The sequence below is a fragment of the Lewinellaceae bacterium genome, from assembly GCA_020636105.1.
Lineage (GTDB): Bacteria > Bacteroidota > Bacteroidia > Chitinophagales > Saprospiraceae > BCD1.
The window spans coordinates 1518446-1534862 of record JACJYL010000001.1 but is presented as its reverse complement, the minus strand read 5'-3'; the positions used below and the strand labels follow the sequence as shown (position 1 = coordinate 1534862).

12 protein-coding genes are annotated in these 16417 nt (G+C 42.6%); 3 read left to right on the top strand and 9 right to left on the bottom strand.

The window, feature by feature from the left end; genetic code table 11:
* Positions 1–50: 50 nt before the first annotated feature.
* The 6 genes from H6571_05685 to trxA form a co-directional block, all read right to left on the bottom strand.
* The gene (locus H6571_05685; protein ID MCB9323215.1) at positions 51–758 is read right to left on the bottom strand and encodes a mechanosensitive ion channel; all 708 of its coding nucleotides are present in this window, start codon (positions 756–758) and stop codon (positions 51–53) included.
* A 17-nt stretch (positions 759–775) separates the two neighbouring features.
* Positions 776–5839, bottom strand: a complete 5064-nt coding sequence (locus tag H6571_05680; protein ID MCB9323214.1) for a hypothetical protein — start codon at positions 5837–5839, stop codon at positions 776–778.
* Positions 5840–6048: 209 nt separating this feature from the next.
* Complete coding sequence (locus H6571_05675; protein ID MCB9323213.1) at positions 6049–6444, bottom strand: RNA-binding S4 domain-containing protein; 396 nt, start codon at positions 6442–6444, stop codon at positions 6049–6051.
* 2 nt (positions 6445–6446) lie between these two features.
* Positions 6447–7184: a polyphosphate kinase gene (locus H6571_05670; protein MCB9323212.1), complete on the bottom strand. Its 738-nt coding sequence runs from the start codon at positions 7182–7184 to the stop codon at positions 6447–6449.
* A 45-nt stretch (positions 7185–7229) separates the two neighbouring features.
* Complete coding sequence (locus H6571_05665; protein MCB9323211.1) at positions 7230–8159, bottom strand: DUF58 domain-containing protein; 930 nt, start codon at positions 8157–8159, stop codon at positions 7230–7232.
* A 242-nt stretch (positions 8160–8401) separates the two neighbouring features.
* A complete protein-coding gene (gene trxA / locus H6571_05660; GenBank protein ID MCB9323210.1) occupies positions 8402–8719 on the bottom strand; it encodes a thioredoxin in 318 nt (105 codons plus the stop codon).
* 98 nt (positions 8720–8817) lie between these two features.
* Here trxA and H6571_05655 point away from each other — a divergent pair, with 98 nt between their 5' ends.
* Together H6571_05655 and H6571_05650 are read left to right on the top strand one after the other, a co-directional pair.
* Positions 8818–9903 carry a DUF3810 domain-containing protein gene (locus H6571_05655; GenBank protein ID MCB9323209.1) on the top strand — a complete coding sequence of 362 codons (1086 nt, stop codon included), beginning with the start codon at positions 8818–8820 and terminating at the stop codon, positions 9901–9903.
* 344 nt (positions 9904–10247) lie between these two features.
* Complete coding sequence (locus H6571_05650) at positions 10248–10670, top strand: hypothetical protein (protein MCB9323208.1); 423 nt, start codon at positions 10248–10250, stop codon at positions 10668–10670.
* A 186-nt stretch (positions 10671–10856) separates the two neighbouring features.
* On the opposite strand, the gene H6571_05645 is transcribed toward H6571_05650, so the two are convergent.
* The 3 genes from H6571_05645 to H6571_05635 all read right to left on the bottom strand — a co-directional run bounded on the left by H6571_05645 (position 10857) and on the right by H6571_05635 (position 15627).
* Complete coding sequence (locus H6571_05645; GenBank protein ID MCB9323207.1) at positions 10857–12518, bottom strand: FAD-dependent oxidoreductase; 1662 nt, start codon at positions 12516–12518, stop codon at positions 10857–10859.
* Between the two features lie 333 nt (positions 12519–12851).
* Positions 12852–14714, bottom strand: a complete 1863-nt coding sequence (locus H6571_05640) for a LysM peptidoglycan-binding domain-containing protein (GenBank protein MCB9323206.1) — start codon at positions 14712–14714, stop codon at positions 12852–12854.
* A gap of 271 nt (positions 14715–14985) precedes the next feature.
* Positions 14986–15627, bottom strand: coding sequence for a response regulator transcription factor (locus H6571_05635; protein MCB9323205.1), 642 nt, complete (start codon positions 15625–15627; stop codon positions 14986–14988).
* Positions 15628–15816: 189 nt separating this feature from the next.
* Here H6571_05635 and H6571_05630 point away from each other — a divergent pair, with 189 nt between their 5' ends.
* Positions 15817–16305, top strand: coding sequence for an asparaginase (locus tag H6571_05630; GenBank protein MCB9323204.1), 489 nt, complete (start codon positions 15817–15819; stop codon positions 16303–16305).
* The last annotated feature ends 112 nt before the right edge of the window (positions 16306–16417 follow it).

Sequence of the window (16417 nt, the reverse complement as noted above, 5' to 3'; positions counted from 1 at the left end):
ATATCTAATACAGATCGTAAAGAACTTTTTTCAAAAATAAAATATTTTTCTCAATCCTTGCCTTTTAACCCCTCCAAAACCCGATCCACATGATCAGCGTCAGCGGTTGAAAAAGAAATTTTCAATTGTCTTTTTTCATCCCGGCTTTCGAGTTTTTCGATGGTTATCCCTTTGGAGGAAACCACCCAGGGCATATTCAACAATTTTTCTTTTAATTCTTTCTTTTTCGATTCAAAATGATCCGACGGGGAGAGGTCTATGATAATATTGCCCGTTTTTTGCCTTCCAGAAGCGGCAGGTTTTGTGGTGAATGCTGAAACGATCCTGCTGTATGGGATTTGTACGATCTCACCATTTTTGATACGAAGTTCTATTTTTGTATTATTCATTTTACTGACCACTCCGCTAAAGTGTTTTATTTTTAAAAGCTGTCCGGAAATATCTCCGTTTTGAAAACGGAATATCGTTCCCTGGATAAAATCCCGGGCGGGTTGCCAGCCTAATGCCAGTAAGGATCCGATTACGGCCATGGATACTATCGGGTTTACTTTTGCCAGGGTATAAATCATATTAATGGTGAATAAAATCCAGGCAACATTTTTAAAAAGGGGGGTGTAAAATGCCACAAAATCATGGAGCCGTTCATTCCTGATGGCTTTGAGGAGAATGTGTTGGATGAATCCAAAGAAGGCTACGATCCAAAATGCTCGGATAAGCAATAAGATCAGCAGGCTTGTCGGTATGTTATTAAAGTCCATATGAGTCAATTTTTTTATCAAATCAGTTCCTTTCTTCTGAAATACCGAATCAGATAGGGTATAAGAGGAGGATTTATTTTTAGGATTTTCCCTGAAGATTCTACTACAAAATTAGCCCTCAAAAGGCTCATTAAAATTCCTTTGGTTTTTTCTTCCTCCTGATGGTCATAAACCTGGAAAAGTTTTGTGAGGGTCAGTTGTTTGTGCAGTAAAAACTGAAGGAGCATGGTTTCCCATTCCGTGGATAAAACAGGGGGGATTTCACCGAGTTCTACCGGCCCGAGGTATAAATTATTTTCCTCGGCCCGGGTTACATTACCGAGCCAAAGGTGTAGTGCTGTTCCAATATTTCCACCGGATGCTGTGGTGATTCTTTTGAAAAGCTTGTTCAGTCCACGAATGCCAAGGTTGTTTTCTGATTTTTGTTTCCAGTAAAAAGTGACTCCGCAGCTTTGATGCCTTTTCAGGATGATGTGTTTGAGCTCCTGGGTACTTAATGGGTTTACCATTATGGTATCCAGCAGGTTATCATCCAGGTTTATGTATTGTCGTATGTGTTGATAAAAATAAATATTGCAACTGAGTAAAAATAGAATCCTTTGTCCGAACTCCGTGATTAAATTATTGAGGTAAATTAAAAAATCAGTGCCTCCTGATTTACGGATCCACCAAAGTTCCAGGTCTTCAAAAATGATCACGCTTCCTTCAGGCAATTTGCTGAGAATCAGTTCTGTTTCCTGGTGGATACCCGTTGAAAATACCAGAGCTTCGTGAATGAGTTGTTCAGATTTTTTGTTTTGATTGCCTGGAGGAAGCATATGGATGATCTGCTTTTTTACCAATACATTGGACACATTTTCGATGAGGTAGGTGATGCCTGAAAGGGGTTCTCCTGTAAATAAAATAGCCCCGCCGCTTCCATTTTCGAAACGATGAATGGCTTTTGCGGCGGCGTCGAGTTCAGGTTTTCGATTGGTCAAAGGTTTTAAAGGAGCGTTTTGTTTTCCGCTGAACAATTGATGGTAAATAAGTGGAATTTGTGTTTCCAGGTTTTTGGACAAAGCAATTTTGTCGATAAAATTGGCTAGCCGGGTGTGTGGGTTTTGGAGCGATTTGACTCTGTATTGGTGATCGGAAATGGTCCATAAATCGCTGAGTTTTATCATCCAGTCATCCAATTGATTGTTGGCCTTTTCAAAAAAACGGCTGATTTGGCCGGCGTATCGATTAAAGCCGCGACGAGCTCTATCTTTCCGGATAATCCCATTCATCTGCCCGGCACGACTTATGACGATTTCTCCTGAGAGAAGGTTGTCGAGTTGGAGCCGTAGGTCATTCATTTGTACATTCAGCCGTGACCTGATTTTTTTCAATTGCTGCTCGCTTTCTTTGAATTGTGTCCCAATCCTGGTTTTAACTTCCTCCTGCAAAATATTGTTTTCCGAACGATTGGAAGTAAGGCTGAACTTAACCAGTCGCAAGGCATTTTCAATGACCAGTAACTCCGATTTTATGGCGTTAAAGTCAGATTTCAAGTCAGATTTTAGTTTGGAAACGATTTCGGATTCAATAAGGAATTCGGTTACCTTTTTAACATCAATACTTTCAGGGATTATCCCCAATTGCATAGTGTCGAAATGCTCTATTTGAGCAGGGGGGATGATTTTGGTTTCTTTGCAAAAAATCGCGATCCGGGCATCAATTTTAGCCATTAAATTGTTGATGACTTCATCAATATCCAGGCCAGCTCCCAACTCTATCAGCTTATTCTCCTGGGCTTCAATTTCGTGGGCCGTCAAATGATTTATTTTTTTAGAGATACCTGCCAGTAATTTTTTCCCCGGGAGGATCATTTCATTGACAAGGTTTTCTTTAACTTCAAGGAGGATTGGCCACAGTTCCTTTTTAAGATTTTGCAAATGCAAATCCAAAAGCAGTTGGTTGTTGAGCAAAAAGGTATTTTGTTGCCAATACTGGGGATACTGGACGACATTGTCCCGTATTCTTTTTACCATGGAAGGCCGTCGTTTTTCCACTTCAAGTGCCGGGAGTTCGTCATTGTTTGTATAATCAACTTCCTTTAATATCGTATTGCAAAATTTGCGTCCGAGATGATCCAGACTTTCAACGAATCGACTGTTTTCATGGAGTAAGGTGGCCTTGATTTGCGATTGTAATTGATCTATTTTAAGGTTCATTTCATCTCTTGTTGCCGCCTCTCCCATAGACAGGAACCATTTTTGGAAAATATTATTGATCAAAAGGGCGCTTTCTCCAAATTGGTGAAGTACTTTTTCAAAATGAAACAGGTAAGTTTGCTGCAGGTGGCTGCGGGTAATTTTTTTTATAAAAAGAGTTGATTTTGGGTTTCCTGGCAGCCGGGTAATGGCCTTTTTAAATCGCCTCACTGATTCAGTATCTTCAAATTGAGGAATTAATTGTTTTGGCGGATAAGAGCGGATAATTTTTTCAGGCATCCGTTCGATATAATGTTCCATCCCACCGAACTGGGCATTCATTGCAGTGGTAAGTGTATTGGACAAGATACTGAGGCGGTTTTCTTTTAAATCCTCTATCAAATCAGCCACCAGGCCATAAATATCCGGAATAGGCGCGGTATGAGCATCCTTTTTATGAGACGGCTTTTCACCGGAGAGACTTTTGGAACCTTGGTTTTGTCTTTTTAACAAAGTAGCAAGGGTATTAAATATTTCTGCATATTTGGCATATACCTCACCGCCTAATTGGATATTCAGTTGATGAATATGTTCATCCAGGTGTTTGATTTCATGGTCAATTAAATCAAAGGAACAGGAACCAAGAGGTGTTTCATTGGCAGGGCTTGGTTCAGAATCAAAAGGGGAGGTGTTATTTGAAGCATAAATTTTTTCCAGGGCGGAGTTGAATTGGCTTGCCTCATAAAAATTGGAGGAGGCTTTCACAATAAGGGTGGTGCCGAGGATATTCAGCAATTCATTGGTTTTTTCGACAAAGCCTTTGGCTTTTTTTACCCCCAAATCAGGTAAATCCATGATGATCAGGTCTGCCTCAAAAGAATTGGCTTTGACGATTTCGTAAAAAGGTTGTTTTTTAATTGGGTTATGGATCACTTTGATTTCTACACTTTTCCTAAGCTCACTGACCCGTTTCCTCATTTCCTTTTCGATGACTGTTTTATCATTGTTTTCAATATCGTAATATAAAAAGCGTACGGAGGCATTCATCCAGTCGGAAGAGGCGTTCATCAATTTGACCAGTTGAACGGTAAAGTAGCTGATCTGGCTCAAATCCCGCCACCAGATATCAATTTTTTGCTTTTTTCCGAAACCTCTTTTTTTGTCGTAATCCAGGAAAAGGATATTATAATCCAGTTGATGTAAAACATTGATCATGTTTGAAAACTTCGCCGGATGTTCGGTATTTCTGGCCCATCCCATGAGTACGGTATTGGGTTCCACGCCAGAAAAACCGTAGGTGCCGGCGATCGTTTCTATGCCTTCATAAATATCATTGCAGGTTTTTCTTCTGAAAAAAATAGAATTATCATTGAGGTCTTCGCTTAGAATGGATTGTTGCTGTTTGGGGAACAAAATTTTAGCCGATTTATCCTCAATGAGGTCGAAGTTGGAAATCATCCCATTTCTGCCGGCGATGGAGGTACTGAATTCCAGCAAATGAGGCCTGGCATGGGTACCTCCGCTGAATAGTAAAATATTGGGTTCCCAATTCCTTTTGTGCACATCCCCTTTGTTGAGGTTTTTTAACCCGAATTTGACGATAGAACTCCATACACTTTGCCAGACATCGCCCGAACCCAATTCCAAACGTTTTCGGGTAAGCCAAAGGAAAATAAGGAGTATAATAAAGATGGAGGCAATGGTGGCCGCAATATTGAGCTGGATCATGAGCAGAAACGTGGCTATGGCTCCGAGCAGCGGGATGAAAATATTGATCTTAAAGGAAGGTCTGAAATCCGGGCTGGCCCATTGTTCCAGGAAGCAGGATAAATTGATGAACATATAAGCAGACATATAGAACATGGCCACGATTTGTGCAATGACATCAAGTTCCCCGATTAAAATGCCTGTTTCTGCCAGGATGAAAGTAAGAATGAGTGCATTCCTGGGTTCGTTTTCTTTGCCAACGCCTTTTGCCAAGAAAAAAGGCGTGATACGGTCGAGCGACATGGCCTGTAAAATTCTGGGAGCACCCAAAATGCCTCCCAATGCCGAAGACAGGGTCGCGCCCCAAATACCGGCAATGACCAATTGGGGGATCCAGCCAAATTCCACCAGGGCATTATTATTATTTCGTAGTTCGGCCGCCGGGATCGAATAAAAAATAAAAAAAGCCAACCCCATGTACACGATTAATCCTGCTGCTATGGCGAGTGTCGTTCCCCAAGGGATAGATTTTTTGGGATCTTTTAGGTCGCCGGACATAGCAACTCCTGCCGTGAAGCCTGTCACCGCAGGGAAAAAGATGCCAAATAAAGTGGAAAAACTAACGCCACTTGGAGATACTTCCGAAAAATCAAAGCCCTTTCCTTCTGAGGTTCCAAAAAATATGGAAATCAATGAAAGGGCAATGGCCCCTAAAATGAAATACTGTGTTTTGATGGCAATACTGGTACTGATAAAAGCGATCGTAACAATAAGAAGTAAAGCCAGTGACCCTACAATCCGGAGGTGGTTGATGGTTATTTCTTCAATCCCCAATGGGCCCTTTAAAACCAATAATGCGCTTTCGCTAAAACCTATTAAATACAGGGAAATACTCATGGCTGTTGCGACAAAAATCGTCAGGCCTATCGCTCCGCCAATCGGGAACCCCAAACTTCTGGACAACATATAGTAAATCCCTCCAGCCTGGATTTTTTTATCCGTGGCTATGGAAGAAACACTGAGCCCTGTGGTTATAGAAACGACATGTGCCATCAAAATAATCAGGATGACCGTAGTGAGGGTGCCGGCATTCCCGACTACCCATCCGATCCTCAAATACATGATGACCCCCAGAATGGTCAAAAGTGAAGGGGTGAAAACTCCCCCAAAAGTTCCAAATTTTCCTGATTTCGGCATTTTCTAAAAAATTAGCGCAACAAAAACAATTAGAATGCCCTGCAATGTAAGAGGTTAATTACGGAATACTAAAGAAGGGCTTAAATTTTTTTGTTGGGAAAAAGGGAAAATTTTGGCTGGTGCGGCTCAAAGGATTTTTACTTTAGGTGCATTTTAGAACTGCACCCTGGTTCGGAGGGTAAAGGCTTAAGGAACTCCGGATGAGCAACTCAAAAATCGAAAACATCCCCCTTAAAGTCGTCGATCTCGCGTCTTTCCTTTTTGGTCGGACGCCCGGCGCCTTTTTCCCTTTGTTCGCTTACGCCTTTGCCGACAAACCATTCTTTGTACTTGTTCATTTCCTCTTCAGAAGTCAGATTTTCGTAACATGTTTGTGCGATAGGTGCACCGACTCTTTTTTGAAGAAGTTCGAGAATTTTGAAATGCAGGTTGAAGCCATCTTTTAAGACGTAAACCTCTTCGCCCAACTCTACCATATAAGAGGGTTTAACGTTTTTGCCGCCGATTTTGACTTTGCCGGATTTACAGGCATCAGAGGACAATGTCCGGGATTTAAAGATCCGGACGCTCCATAACCATTTGTCTATTCTTACTTTTGTCAACATGATTACCTTTTCAAAACGGGAAACTGCATATTGAGCGCTTCCAGGGATTCAACCATTTTTTTGGCAATGATATAATCACGGTACCACCGTGAATCGACAGGAACAATGGTCCATGGTAAGGTGCTTTCATTGAGAATATATTGATAACAAGTCATATATTCCTCCCATTGCTCCCTTTCTTTCCAGTCATTGTCATTGTGTTTCCATTGTTTGGTGGGATCATCAATGCGTTGCTGGAGTTCAATTTCCTGCTGTTCGTAAGAAATATTCAGAAAAAATTTGAGGATGAGGGTATTGTTGTCAAAAGCCAGTAATTCCTCGAAAGCATTGATGGCTATCATCCGCTTTTCAACCTTTTCTTCTGTGATCCATTTATGCACGCGCTGGATGAGAATATCCTCGTAATGAGAACGGTTAAAAATCTTGATGATTCCTTTTTCAGGAGCCTGTTTGTGTACACGCCAAAGGAAATCATGGGCAAATTCTTCTTCCGAAGGTTTTTTGAAGGAGTAAGTATGGATGCCTGAAGGTTGGCAATATTTGAATACCTTGGTAGCGGCTCCATCCTTACCGCTTCCATCCATGCCCTGGAGAATGACCAAAACGGAATGCTTTTTCTCTGCAGCGAGCAAATATTGTAATTCAGCCAGTCTTTTGGTGAGGGCTTTGGTTTCTGCCTGTATGTCTTTTTTGCTTAAATCCACCGGGGGATCTGTTGGCAAGTCTTTTATTTTGATCATAAAATTCCTTAAATTTTGCCTTTAAAATTTTAATTTTTCCTTTTGTTAAGCTCCCATACGGCTTCTTTTTACCAGATAGGCCTGTAAAATGGGTCGAAATCCCTGGTTGATATCCGCCTCGACGAAATCAATATGATATTGGAGGCATTTGAGTTTTAGTTGCTCTTTAAACGCTCCGATTTGTGTCAGGTAGTTTTCCTTCACCTGGTTGGGTTGGAGTTTTACGCGCTCACCGCTCTCCATGTCGATAAATTCGTAGGGGCGGTTTTCAAAGTCAAAATCCAGTTCCTTGGCCTTATCGACCACATGAAAAAGAACCACCTCGTGTTTTGCGTGTCTTAGATGTTGCAGTGCGGCAAACAATTTATCGGTATCCTGCGTCTGTTCAAACATATCGCTGAAGATGACGATGAGTGAGCGTTTATGAATGCTATCGGCAATCTGGTGAAGGGCATTGGCTGCCGAAGTGCCTTTATTCAGCGTTTTGTCATCGAGTTGTTTTTCGAGATAACTCAACAATAACCTGTAGTGTTTTGTATTGACCTTACAACGAGTATGCAGGTGCACCTCATCATCGAAAAAGCTGAGCCCGAAAGCATCTCTTTGTTTTTTGAGTAAATTCATCAAAGCGGCGGCGGCCAGAGCCGAAAAACTGATCTTGTTGTTGCCGCTTTCCGGGCTTTCATCCGGATCGGGGAAATACATGGAAGAAGATACATCGATCACGATCTGGCATCTCAGGTTGGTTTCTTCTTCAAAGCGCTTGCTGAATAATTTATCGGTACGGGCATACACCTTCCAGTCGATATTCCTGGTCGATTCTCCCTGGTTGTACAACCTGTGTTCCGCAAATTCCACGGAAAAACCATGGAAAGGGCTTTTATGCAACCCGATGATGAATCCTTCCACCACCTGGCGTGCCAGTAATTCCAGGTTGCTGAAACTGCGTACTTTAATGTTATCCAGTAAACTCATGTAATTTATTTTTTTCGGGCTTACGTAACGCGGTAAAAATAAATTTACACTTTTGCCATACCTCTGCCCCTGCCCTAAAGTGGAGTCAACGCAGAAAAATGTAAATTTATTTTTGAACCATCCCTTACGTAATTTGAACTTTAAAATTTAAAGTTTATTATTTTACATTTCATCAAAAAACACCAAAGCCCTTATCCCGGATACCAAGATAAGGGCTTTTCCTGTCAAGCTAAAAAATATTTTTAGAATTGTGATTCCAATTTTCCAGCGAGCACCTGCTTGGAAGCCGTGCCTATATGTTTATCCACTACCTCTCCGTTTTTTAAAACGAGGAGCGTCGGAATGCTGCGAATGCCGTATTTCATGGCAACCTCAGGATTTTGGTCTACGTCAACTTTGCCAATGAGTACTTTTCCTTCGTACTCTTCAGCCAATTCTTCTACGATAGGAGCGATCATACGACAAGGTCCGCACCATGCAGCCCAAAAGTCGATGAGCACAACGCCTCCTTTATCAATTGCGGTTTCCTGAAAGTTCGCATCAGTGAATTCAAAAGCCATTATCAATTAGTTTTTTATTTTAATGAATATTGTGATAACTCTGACTAAACACTTCAATTTTTATTTGGTTTACAAATATAGGGATAATAGCGGATAAAATGTCCTATCTTAGACATATGACAGCAAAAAAAATAGTTTGGATCTGTTTGGGCCTGGTATCTATGGGATTGAAAACCTTTCTGAGTCCTGGATGGATAGAACAGTATTATAGCCGGGGCTTTTTCAAAATCGTCCGATGGGTTATTGATGGTATTTTCGGCTGGTTGCCTTTTCCTTTGTTGTATTTATTTGTGCCCCTGATGATTTGGTGGGGCATCAAAACTTTTCGCGACTTTTGGAAATGGAGTGCTCCGCGAGGGAAAAAGGCCATTTCTGCTTTCTCTTCCTTGGCCGCATTTGTTTTTGGCGGCATTTTTTTATTCCTGCTGATGTGGGGATTCAATTACGGACGCGTGCCCCTGGAGGATAGTCTTGGCATTACCGTTAAACCAGTTAGTAAAGAAGCCCTTTGGGAGGAACTTCAAGAGGAGACCGCTGAGATCATACGCCTGAGAAAGATGATACCGGGGGTAACAGATAGCGCCCTGACCGCCGATTTCCTGCCTCCGAACCTGGAGGACCATTTGCGTACCAACCTCGTCGGGGCATTACACCGTGAACAGTTGCCGGCGACCGGGACGGTAAGGGCGCCTTTTATCTATCCCAAAGGCATCTTCCTGCGTTTCAGTTCTTCCGGGTTGTATTTTCCCTACACCGGGCAAGGCCAGGTCGATGGAGGGCTTCACCCCTTGCAATGGCCCTACGTCATTACCCACGAAATGGGACACGGCTACGGATTTGGCGATGAAGGAACCTGTAATTTTTTAGCCTGGTGGGCCTGCTCCCGTTCGGCTGATCCCGCCATTGCCTATATGGGCAGACTGGCCTATTGGCGCACGTTGGCGGCCAACAACATTGCCTACGACCGTGACAAATATTTCGCCTTTCGTGAAACGTTGCCACCGGGCATCATCGCCGATCTCGATGCCATCAATGAAAACCTGTTAGCGTATCCCGATATCATGCCAAAACTCAGGTATTATGCGTATGACTCTTATCTAAAAGCTCAGGGCATTGATGAGGGCATCAAAAATTATAACCGGGTCATTATGCTGGTGAGAGGATGGAAAGAGAGGAGGGAATGACAACTGTTCAAGGTTCAAGGTTAAGTTGTTATTGATTAATAGACGCTGATGCGCATTTAATTGAACACTCTACAAAGCCATGGTTTTTTGTTGGGTATTGTGAAGAGCGTATGTGGTCTTAGTAACGCGGTAAAAATAAACTGAACAATTGCCCACGCTAGCCCCAACCATCAAGAGGAGTCTGCCCCAAAATAGTTCAATTTATTTTTGAACCATCCCTTAGAAAAAATAGCGACCATGGACTTATTTGTTTTTTGGGGCATGCTTTGGCTATCGAGGGGACTCAAGAATTAGCTAAAAACAAGAAAGCAATACCTTTAGATTAAAATAACTAATAAGCTGGGATGAAGAAGTTAATCATTTTTTTTCTAGTACTGATAAGCTTTTTATGTAAAAAAACAACTATCCCTTTAGATTCATTTTATAGTAAATTGGAAGATGTTGTAGTTGACAAAGAAATCATATACCAATTTAAAAACTCTTCAAGGGACTCTGCAATTGTAAACTATGATAAATTTCCGGAAATATTTTACGAAGGCTTTGCCATTGTATTGAAAGATTCAATTTGTATAAATGAATTAGAGGGTTTTTGTGCCGCAAATGGAATTGATCTAAACACTAGAACAGGTATTTTTGTTGTTATTGCACTTTTTTACAATAGTTTGAATAAAAGGAATGTAAATTTAGAAAAACTGAAAGAAGAAATGGAACAACTTAGCAAATGGGTAGATGATGAAAGGTTCCGCAAATGGAAAGAAACCAATTGATAAATATGACAAACTCCTGATTGATGAAGCATGTCGCTTTGGTTGACGGTGAATACTTGTAGTATGCCGATAGGTCGGTTTAAGGCGCAAGCAGGGCATTCTCATAAAAACAAAACCCGTTAAAATCCGGAAAATTCGTTCCATCCGTGTTCCATCGGGGTGAGCTGAAACTATTTGCCACGATGCTCAAAGATCCTTTTCTCCAAAGTCGGTCATCGATTGAATGGCCCGATCCAGCTCCAGTGCTGCATTTTTCAATTCTTCTTCCTCCCAGTCAAAGTAGGTTTCAAAATCCTCCAGGGCTACATTTTTCACCGTCTCAATTCCCGGTAAATCATAAAACAACCGCCCGGTGCGATGTCCGAAAAAATCAACAGGCGTTTGGGCAAGTTCGTGAATGACGGCAAACCAGACTTCCCCGCGGATCAGGGCTTCTTCCGGAGTATTCCGGTCATAATAGGGAATCTTTTCCAGAATGGCATCGCTTTGACGGCCGTAGTTCTCCAGCATATAATCCGGCCAATGCCCTTCCAGCCCCGCGGCTTTGAGCCTTTCGGTCAAGGTCTTTTTATAATCCTCCAGCTTCAGCTGCTCATTAAAAGGGCCACCATTTAGGACAATGTCCTTGGTTTTTACTTCCCTGAATGTCTTTTGATGGTCATGCTCAAAACGTCGGGCGACCAGGTCCACCACATCTTGGGCCATTTTTCGGTAGCCGGTCAGTTTTCCACCGGTGATGGTGATGAGGTCATGTTTGGAAATGAAAATTTCATCCTTGCGTGATAATTCCCCCGCCGATTTCCCTCCTTTGTAAATGAGAGGCCGCAATCCCGCCCAGCTGGATTCTATGTCCTCCGTTTTGAGGTCGAGGCCGGGGAACATATTATTGGTAGCGTCCAAAAGATAAAGCGCATCCTCCCGGGTGACTTTCACATGCTCGATATCACCGGTATATTTTGTGTCTGTAGTGCCGATATAGGTGGCCCGGTGATGTGGAATGGCGAAAATCATCCTTCCGTCCGGGACATCAAAATAAACTGCCTGCCTGAGGGGTAATTTTTCTTTGGCGATCACAATATGCACGCCTTTGGAGAGGAATAATTTATCATGTGCACTGCCATCGTCTTTTTTACGAAGTTTATCCGTCCATGGGCCCGTGGCATTGACAACAAAAGTGGCTTTAAGTTCAAAAGTTTCATCGGCTAAAACGTCCCTGCAGATCATGCCCGAGATCTTTTCATTAGCCCCATAAAGGAATTTTTCAGCCGACACATAATTGAGGCAGATAGCGCCGTGATCTACTGCGGACTTAATATTTTCAATGGTAAGCCGGGCGTCATCGGCGCGGTATTCAGCGTAGTAGCCGGAACCTTTAAGTCCGTCCTGCTTCAGTAAGGGCTCCTTATCAAGGGTTTGTTGACGGCTCAGCATTTTGCGGCGGTCCCGGTCGTGCACCTTGGCCAGTCGGTCATAAACCCAAAGGGCGATGGAAGTGGCCATCGGACCGAAAGTACCTTTTTTGTAAAAAGGGAGCAACATTTTCTGAGGGATGACCATGTGTGGAGCTATCTGGTGGACTACAGCCCTTTCATGGCCTACTTCCCTGACCAGGCCGATCTCAAGGTTTTTGAGATACCGCAGTCCGCCATGGATGAGTTTGGTGGATTTACTGCTGGTGCCGTTGGCGAAATCCTTCTGTTCCACGAGGGCCACTTTCATGCCTCTGGAGGCTGCATCGAGGGCAATCCCGGCTCCCGTGATGCCTCCGCCGATGATGGCCAGATCAAAGGTTTCATTACCGAGTTTTGATAGGGTTGCTTCTCTGTTTAAGGCGGAACGCGTATTCATGTTTCAAGTGCTTGGTTGGTGATTTTAATGGATATGTGGGTTTAGTTTGTTCAAATGGAGCGTAGTGACATCCCGTACCGCAGGTCGGGAGGGTTCAAATTGTTCTAGTTGTTCAAGTTGTTCAAATTGTTCAAGTTGTTCAATGGGTTTCAGATTGTTTAGCAAAATGAACCTCAAATTGTCGAAAAATGCTCTGCGTTCATTGCGTTCAAAATATAGAAATCATCTTTTGAACGACAACCCACTTTTGACAAGCTGCGAATATAAAAATAAAACAGGCCGGAAAATGTTTTCCGGCCTGCTGTTTTTTTATCAGTAAGTTAGCATTTTCACTTAGTTGATGTAAATTTTCTGGTAAGGGATGATGATTTCGTTGAGTTCCAGGTTGTTGATGGCGCGGAGATATTCTACCGTTACGCCATATTGGCGCGCAATCCTGTAAAGATTGTCGCCCTCCTGTACCGTGTGCATCAACCTTTTGGGTTTCGTAGCGGATTCGTAGGAAGCCGGCGTTGCGGTATCGAAACTCTGAATCCCTTTGGAAGTAAACTCCCCGGGAGCAAAATCGTCTTCTGCCTTGGCAGAAGGGTAGGATATCGGCTCGGGAAGCGGCTGTGGCTGACCATAAGTGGTGGGCTGTGTCCTGTAATAATTTCCAGTATTGACAGGCGTATCGTAATGCTGCACCTGGTTAGCAACAGAGGTTGAAGGGGATTTTGCCGTCTTCGAAGCATCGGTAGCCGTAAAAGGATCGTAAGGTCTGGCGTCGTATCCTGTCGGGGCAGCTATCCTGGTGTCATAAGGGGCCGGTTCAAGTGTTCTGGTGGGAGTGGCCGGATCATCAACGAAGGGCAGGCTATTACCCGAAGAAACAATTGGGTACCCCTCAATGGTCCTGGCCGTTAATGTATTGGTTGTGGTCGGACAATTACAATCATTAGTGATGTATGATTGACCGATTTTGGCGTACTCATTTTGGCCCAGGTTATTCATTTGTCTGAAACGGGCTTCAGTATAGCCGTACTTCATGGCTATGGAAGCAATGGTCTCGCCACTTTGGGCAATATGAATGCCGGTATTATTTTTATCCCATGCTGCTGTTGAGGAAGTTTGTTTTCCAGCCTCCCAAACAATTCCGGATTTTGCGGTCAGGTTATCTTCCATCACAGCGGGTGTTGAAACTTCCGCCACGGGAGCGCTTACCAGGTATTTTTCTCCGGAGTAAATAACATTCCCTTTTTTGTCGTTCCACGCTTTGATCTCGCTGACAGTAATGCCATATTTTCTGGCAATGCCATAGAGGGTTTCTCCTTTTTTAACGATGTGAAATCTGGCGACCTTTTCTTCAGGGACCCCTTTGGTGGTATATTCATCCGTTCCGGTCTTTACAATGAATTGAGGCGGATTGGCCGTTGGCGAAACTGGAGTGACATTATAGGCTTCGGGTTTGTAAGTCGCGTCAAAAGAAAGAGATTGATCCGATGCCTTGGCGCAAAGACTTTCAAGGTATTTATCATAACGCTTGTCATTGATGGTGGAAAGGCTCAGCACCGTTTCCCCAGGGTTGCCCGGAGATACATTGATTTTCTCTTCAATGACCCCGATTTCCGGGACGAATTTCAGCGAGGCGTAGGCGCCAGTGGAGTTACGGGTCGTTTGCCTGAACAGGTAAATCCCGCTACATTCATTATCCAGCCTGCCGTCAAAGTAAACTTTTGCCTTAAGGTTTTTGTAAGAAATGTTTTCGTTGATTACCCCGTTTTTCAGATCGAATTTAAAGCTGTACTGTGGGGAAACGTAGGTGATCACATCGCCGTCATGTTTATAGGAGATAGCATTTTTGATGGGGGTGACATAATACTTTTTTCCTTTGGGTACTACCATATACACTTCATCTGGACGTGCATTGATGCGATTGACGAGCAGCATATCAAAGGAGCCGTTATAACAGCCGATGAAAGGACGTGGCAGTTCATCCTGTCCGATATTGCTTTGAACGCCAACCTCTAAAATTATGGATTCTCCAGCTCCTGTATTGATGCGATAAACCATATAATCACCCTTGTCAGGATGGTCATATTCCAATTTGTCCATACATTGCTCATCATAAAGAATGTATAAATTTTCTGCATTGACCTCAATGGCTAAAAATAAAATGGATAGGAGGACAAGTAAGGAAAGGTACTTTGCTTTCATGGTAATTAATTTTGAAAATAAAACAAAATGTTCACTTAACCAGAGTTAGTAGTTTTATCCGAATGGTTTATAAACTGCTGAAAATCAATTATTTTTTAGTTCAGCAGCAATAGATAGACCACTCTGATAAAGAGTTAAATGACTTTGTTAATTTAAAAAACTATCTGTTCGCAAAGTCGATTTTATCGACAACCTGGAAGCAATCTGTTATTCTTCCGGGTTGTTGTTTTTATAAGGAAACGCACTTTTTTACAAAAGATTGTATCCAAACTTATTGCAATATACCACTATTTACGGCATAAAGCACTAATTCTGAGGAAGAACCTAAATTTAATTTTTTCATGATGTTCTTCCTGTGGGTATAAATGGTGTGGGTACTGAGGTTCAAAAGGCCGGCAATTTCCTTGGCGATGAGCCCCCTGGAAATGAGTTTGACGACCTCAATTTCACGATCACTCAATGGGGTAGGGGCGCATTCATCCCCCGGTTTGGCAAAAGAACGCTCCAGAATGAGTTCCAGTATTTTATTGCAAAAAGACCGCTGTCCCTGCGTGATGGAAAAAATGGCATCTAGAATTTCTTTCTTCTCGCAGGTCTTGGTGAGAAAACCGGAAACGCCCTTCTCAATGACGTTATAAATCCGGTGCTTGTTGTTGTCGGCAGTAATTACCATTAATTTTATGGAAGGCGACAGGCTTTGTAATTTGCGCAGGGTCGAAACAGAAAAATGATCCTGCTGGAAATAATCGATAATAACAAGGTGAGGCCTTTCTATATTGACCAAATCCAGAAGTTCTGCCTCATTCTCAGCCTCTCCGATGATTTCAATATTTTCCTGGCTTCCCAGCAGGCACTTTAATCCGAACCGGGTTAAATATTGGTTGTCGGCTAATATGACACGTACCGCGTTCATAATGATTGATTTAATCTCCCCACGAAGATACACCGCAAAACTGGCATTTCCAACTTATTTAGAATTATTCTAAGTAGTGAAAAAGGCAGATTTGTTTACCTTTGCATATTAATTACGATTTAAGCCATTATTTGATTGGACCGGGTATGTTTTTCCGGTTTTTAGATCGATTTACCTAAAATATTGCTGATGATTCAGGTTTTTGTAACAGGGGGTACCTTTGATAAAGAATACAATTATATTACCGGGGAATTGTATTTTAAAGACACCCACCTCGCTAAAATGTTTGATTTGGGAAGGTGTACGCTGGACATTGACCTGAAGACGTTGATGATGATTGACAGTATGGAAATGAAGGATGGTGACCGGGAAATCATTTATCACAATTGTAAAAGAACGCTCGCAAAAGATATCCTGATCACTCATGGGACGGATACGATGGCCGAAACTGCTGAATACCTTGCCGGAAAAGACCTGGACACAAAAACGATCATTTTGACAGGCGCCATGATTCCCTATGCCTTTGGAAGTTCTTCAGACGGTTTTTTTAACCTTGGTGCGGCTTTGGCTTTCGCGCAGGTTTTACCTCCCGGGGTATATGTAGCCATGAATGGACGGTATTTTGCCTGGGATAAGGTGCGTAAAAACCGGAAGACAGGATTTTTTGAAGAAATTTGATGGAAATCGGTTACCGGATCAGGAGGAAACGGCTTGGCCGGGAAGTTGTAAAAGGCGTCATCCTGTAACCATGAAATTCACTTTAATCTTTAGCCTTTAATCTTTAAACTTT

What these genes read in the sequence shown, in the direction of transcription:
- H6571_05640 (MCB9323206.1), bottom strand. Translation starts at nt 14,714, where the DNA reads ATGAAAGCAAAGTACCTTTCCTTACTTGTCCTCCTATCCATTTTATTT.
- trxA (MCB9323210.1), bottom strand. Translation starts at nt 8,719, where the DNA reads ATGGCTTTTGAATTCACTGATGCGAACTTTCAGGAAACCGCAATTGAT.
- H6571_05665 (MCB9323211.1), bottom strand. Translation starts at nt 8,159, where the DNA reads ATGAGTTTACTGGATAACATTAAAGTACGCAGTTTCAGCAACCTGGAA.
- H6571_05675 (MCB9323213.1), bottom strand. Translation starts at nt 6,444, where the DNA reads ATGTTGACAAAAGTAAGAATAGACAAATGGTTATGGAGCGTCCGGATC.
- H6571_05650 (MCB9323208.1), top strand. Translation starts at nt 10,248, where the DNA reads ATGAAGAAGTTAATCATTTTTTTTCTAGTACTGATAAGCTTTTTATGT.
- H6571_05655 (MCB9323209.1), top strand. Translation starts at nt 8,818, where the DNA reads ATGTCCTATCTTAGACATATGACAGCAAAAAAAATAGTTTGGATCTGT.
- H6571_05635 (MCB9323205.1), bottom strand. Translation starts at nt 15,627, where the DNA reads ATGAACGCGGTACGTGTCATATTAGCCGACAACCAATATTTAACCCGG.
- H6571_05685 (MCB9323215.1), bottom strand. Translation starts at nt 758, where the DNA reads ATGGACTTTAATAACATACCGACAAGCCTGCTGATCTTATTGCTTATC.
- H6571_05645 (MCB9323207.1), bottom strand. Translation starts at nt 12,518, where the DNA reads ATGAATACGCGTTCCGCCTTAAACAGAGAAGCAACCCTATCAAAACTC.
- H6571_05630 (MCB9323204.1), top strand. Translation starts at nt 15,817, where the DNA reads ATGATTCAGGTTTTTGTAACAGGGGGTACCTTTGATAAAGAATACAAT.
- H6571_05670 (MCB9323212.1), bottom strand. Translation starts at nt 7,184, where the DNA reads ATGATCAAAATAAAAGACTTGCCAACAGATCCCCCGGTGGATTTAAGC.
- H6571_05680 (MCB9323214.1), bottom strand. Translation starts at nt 5,839, where the DNA reads ATGCCGAAATCAGGAAAATTTGGAACTTTTGGGGGAGTTTTCACCCCT.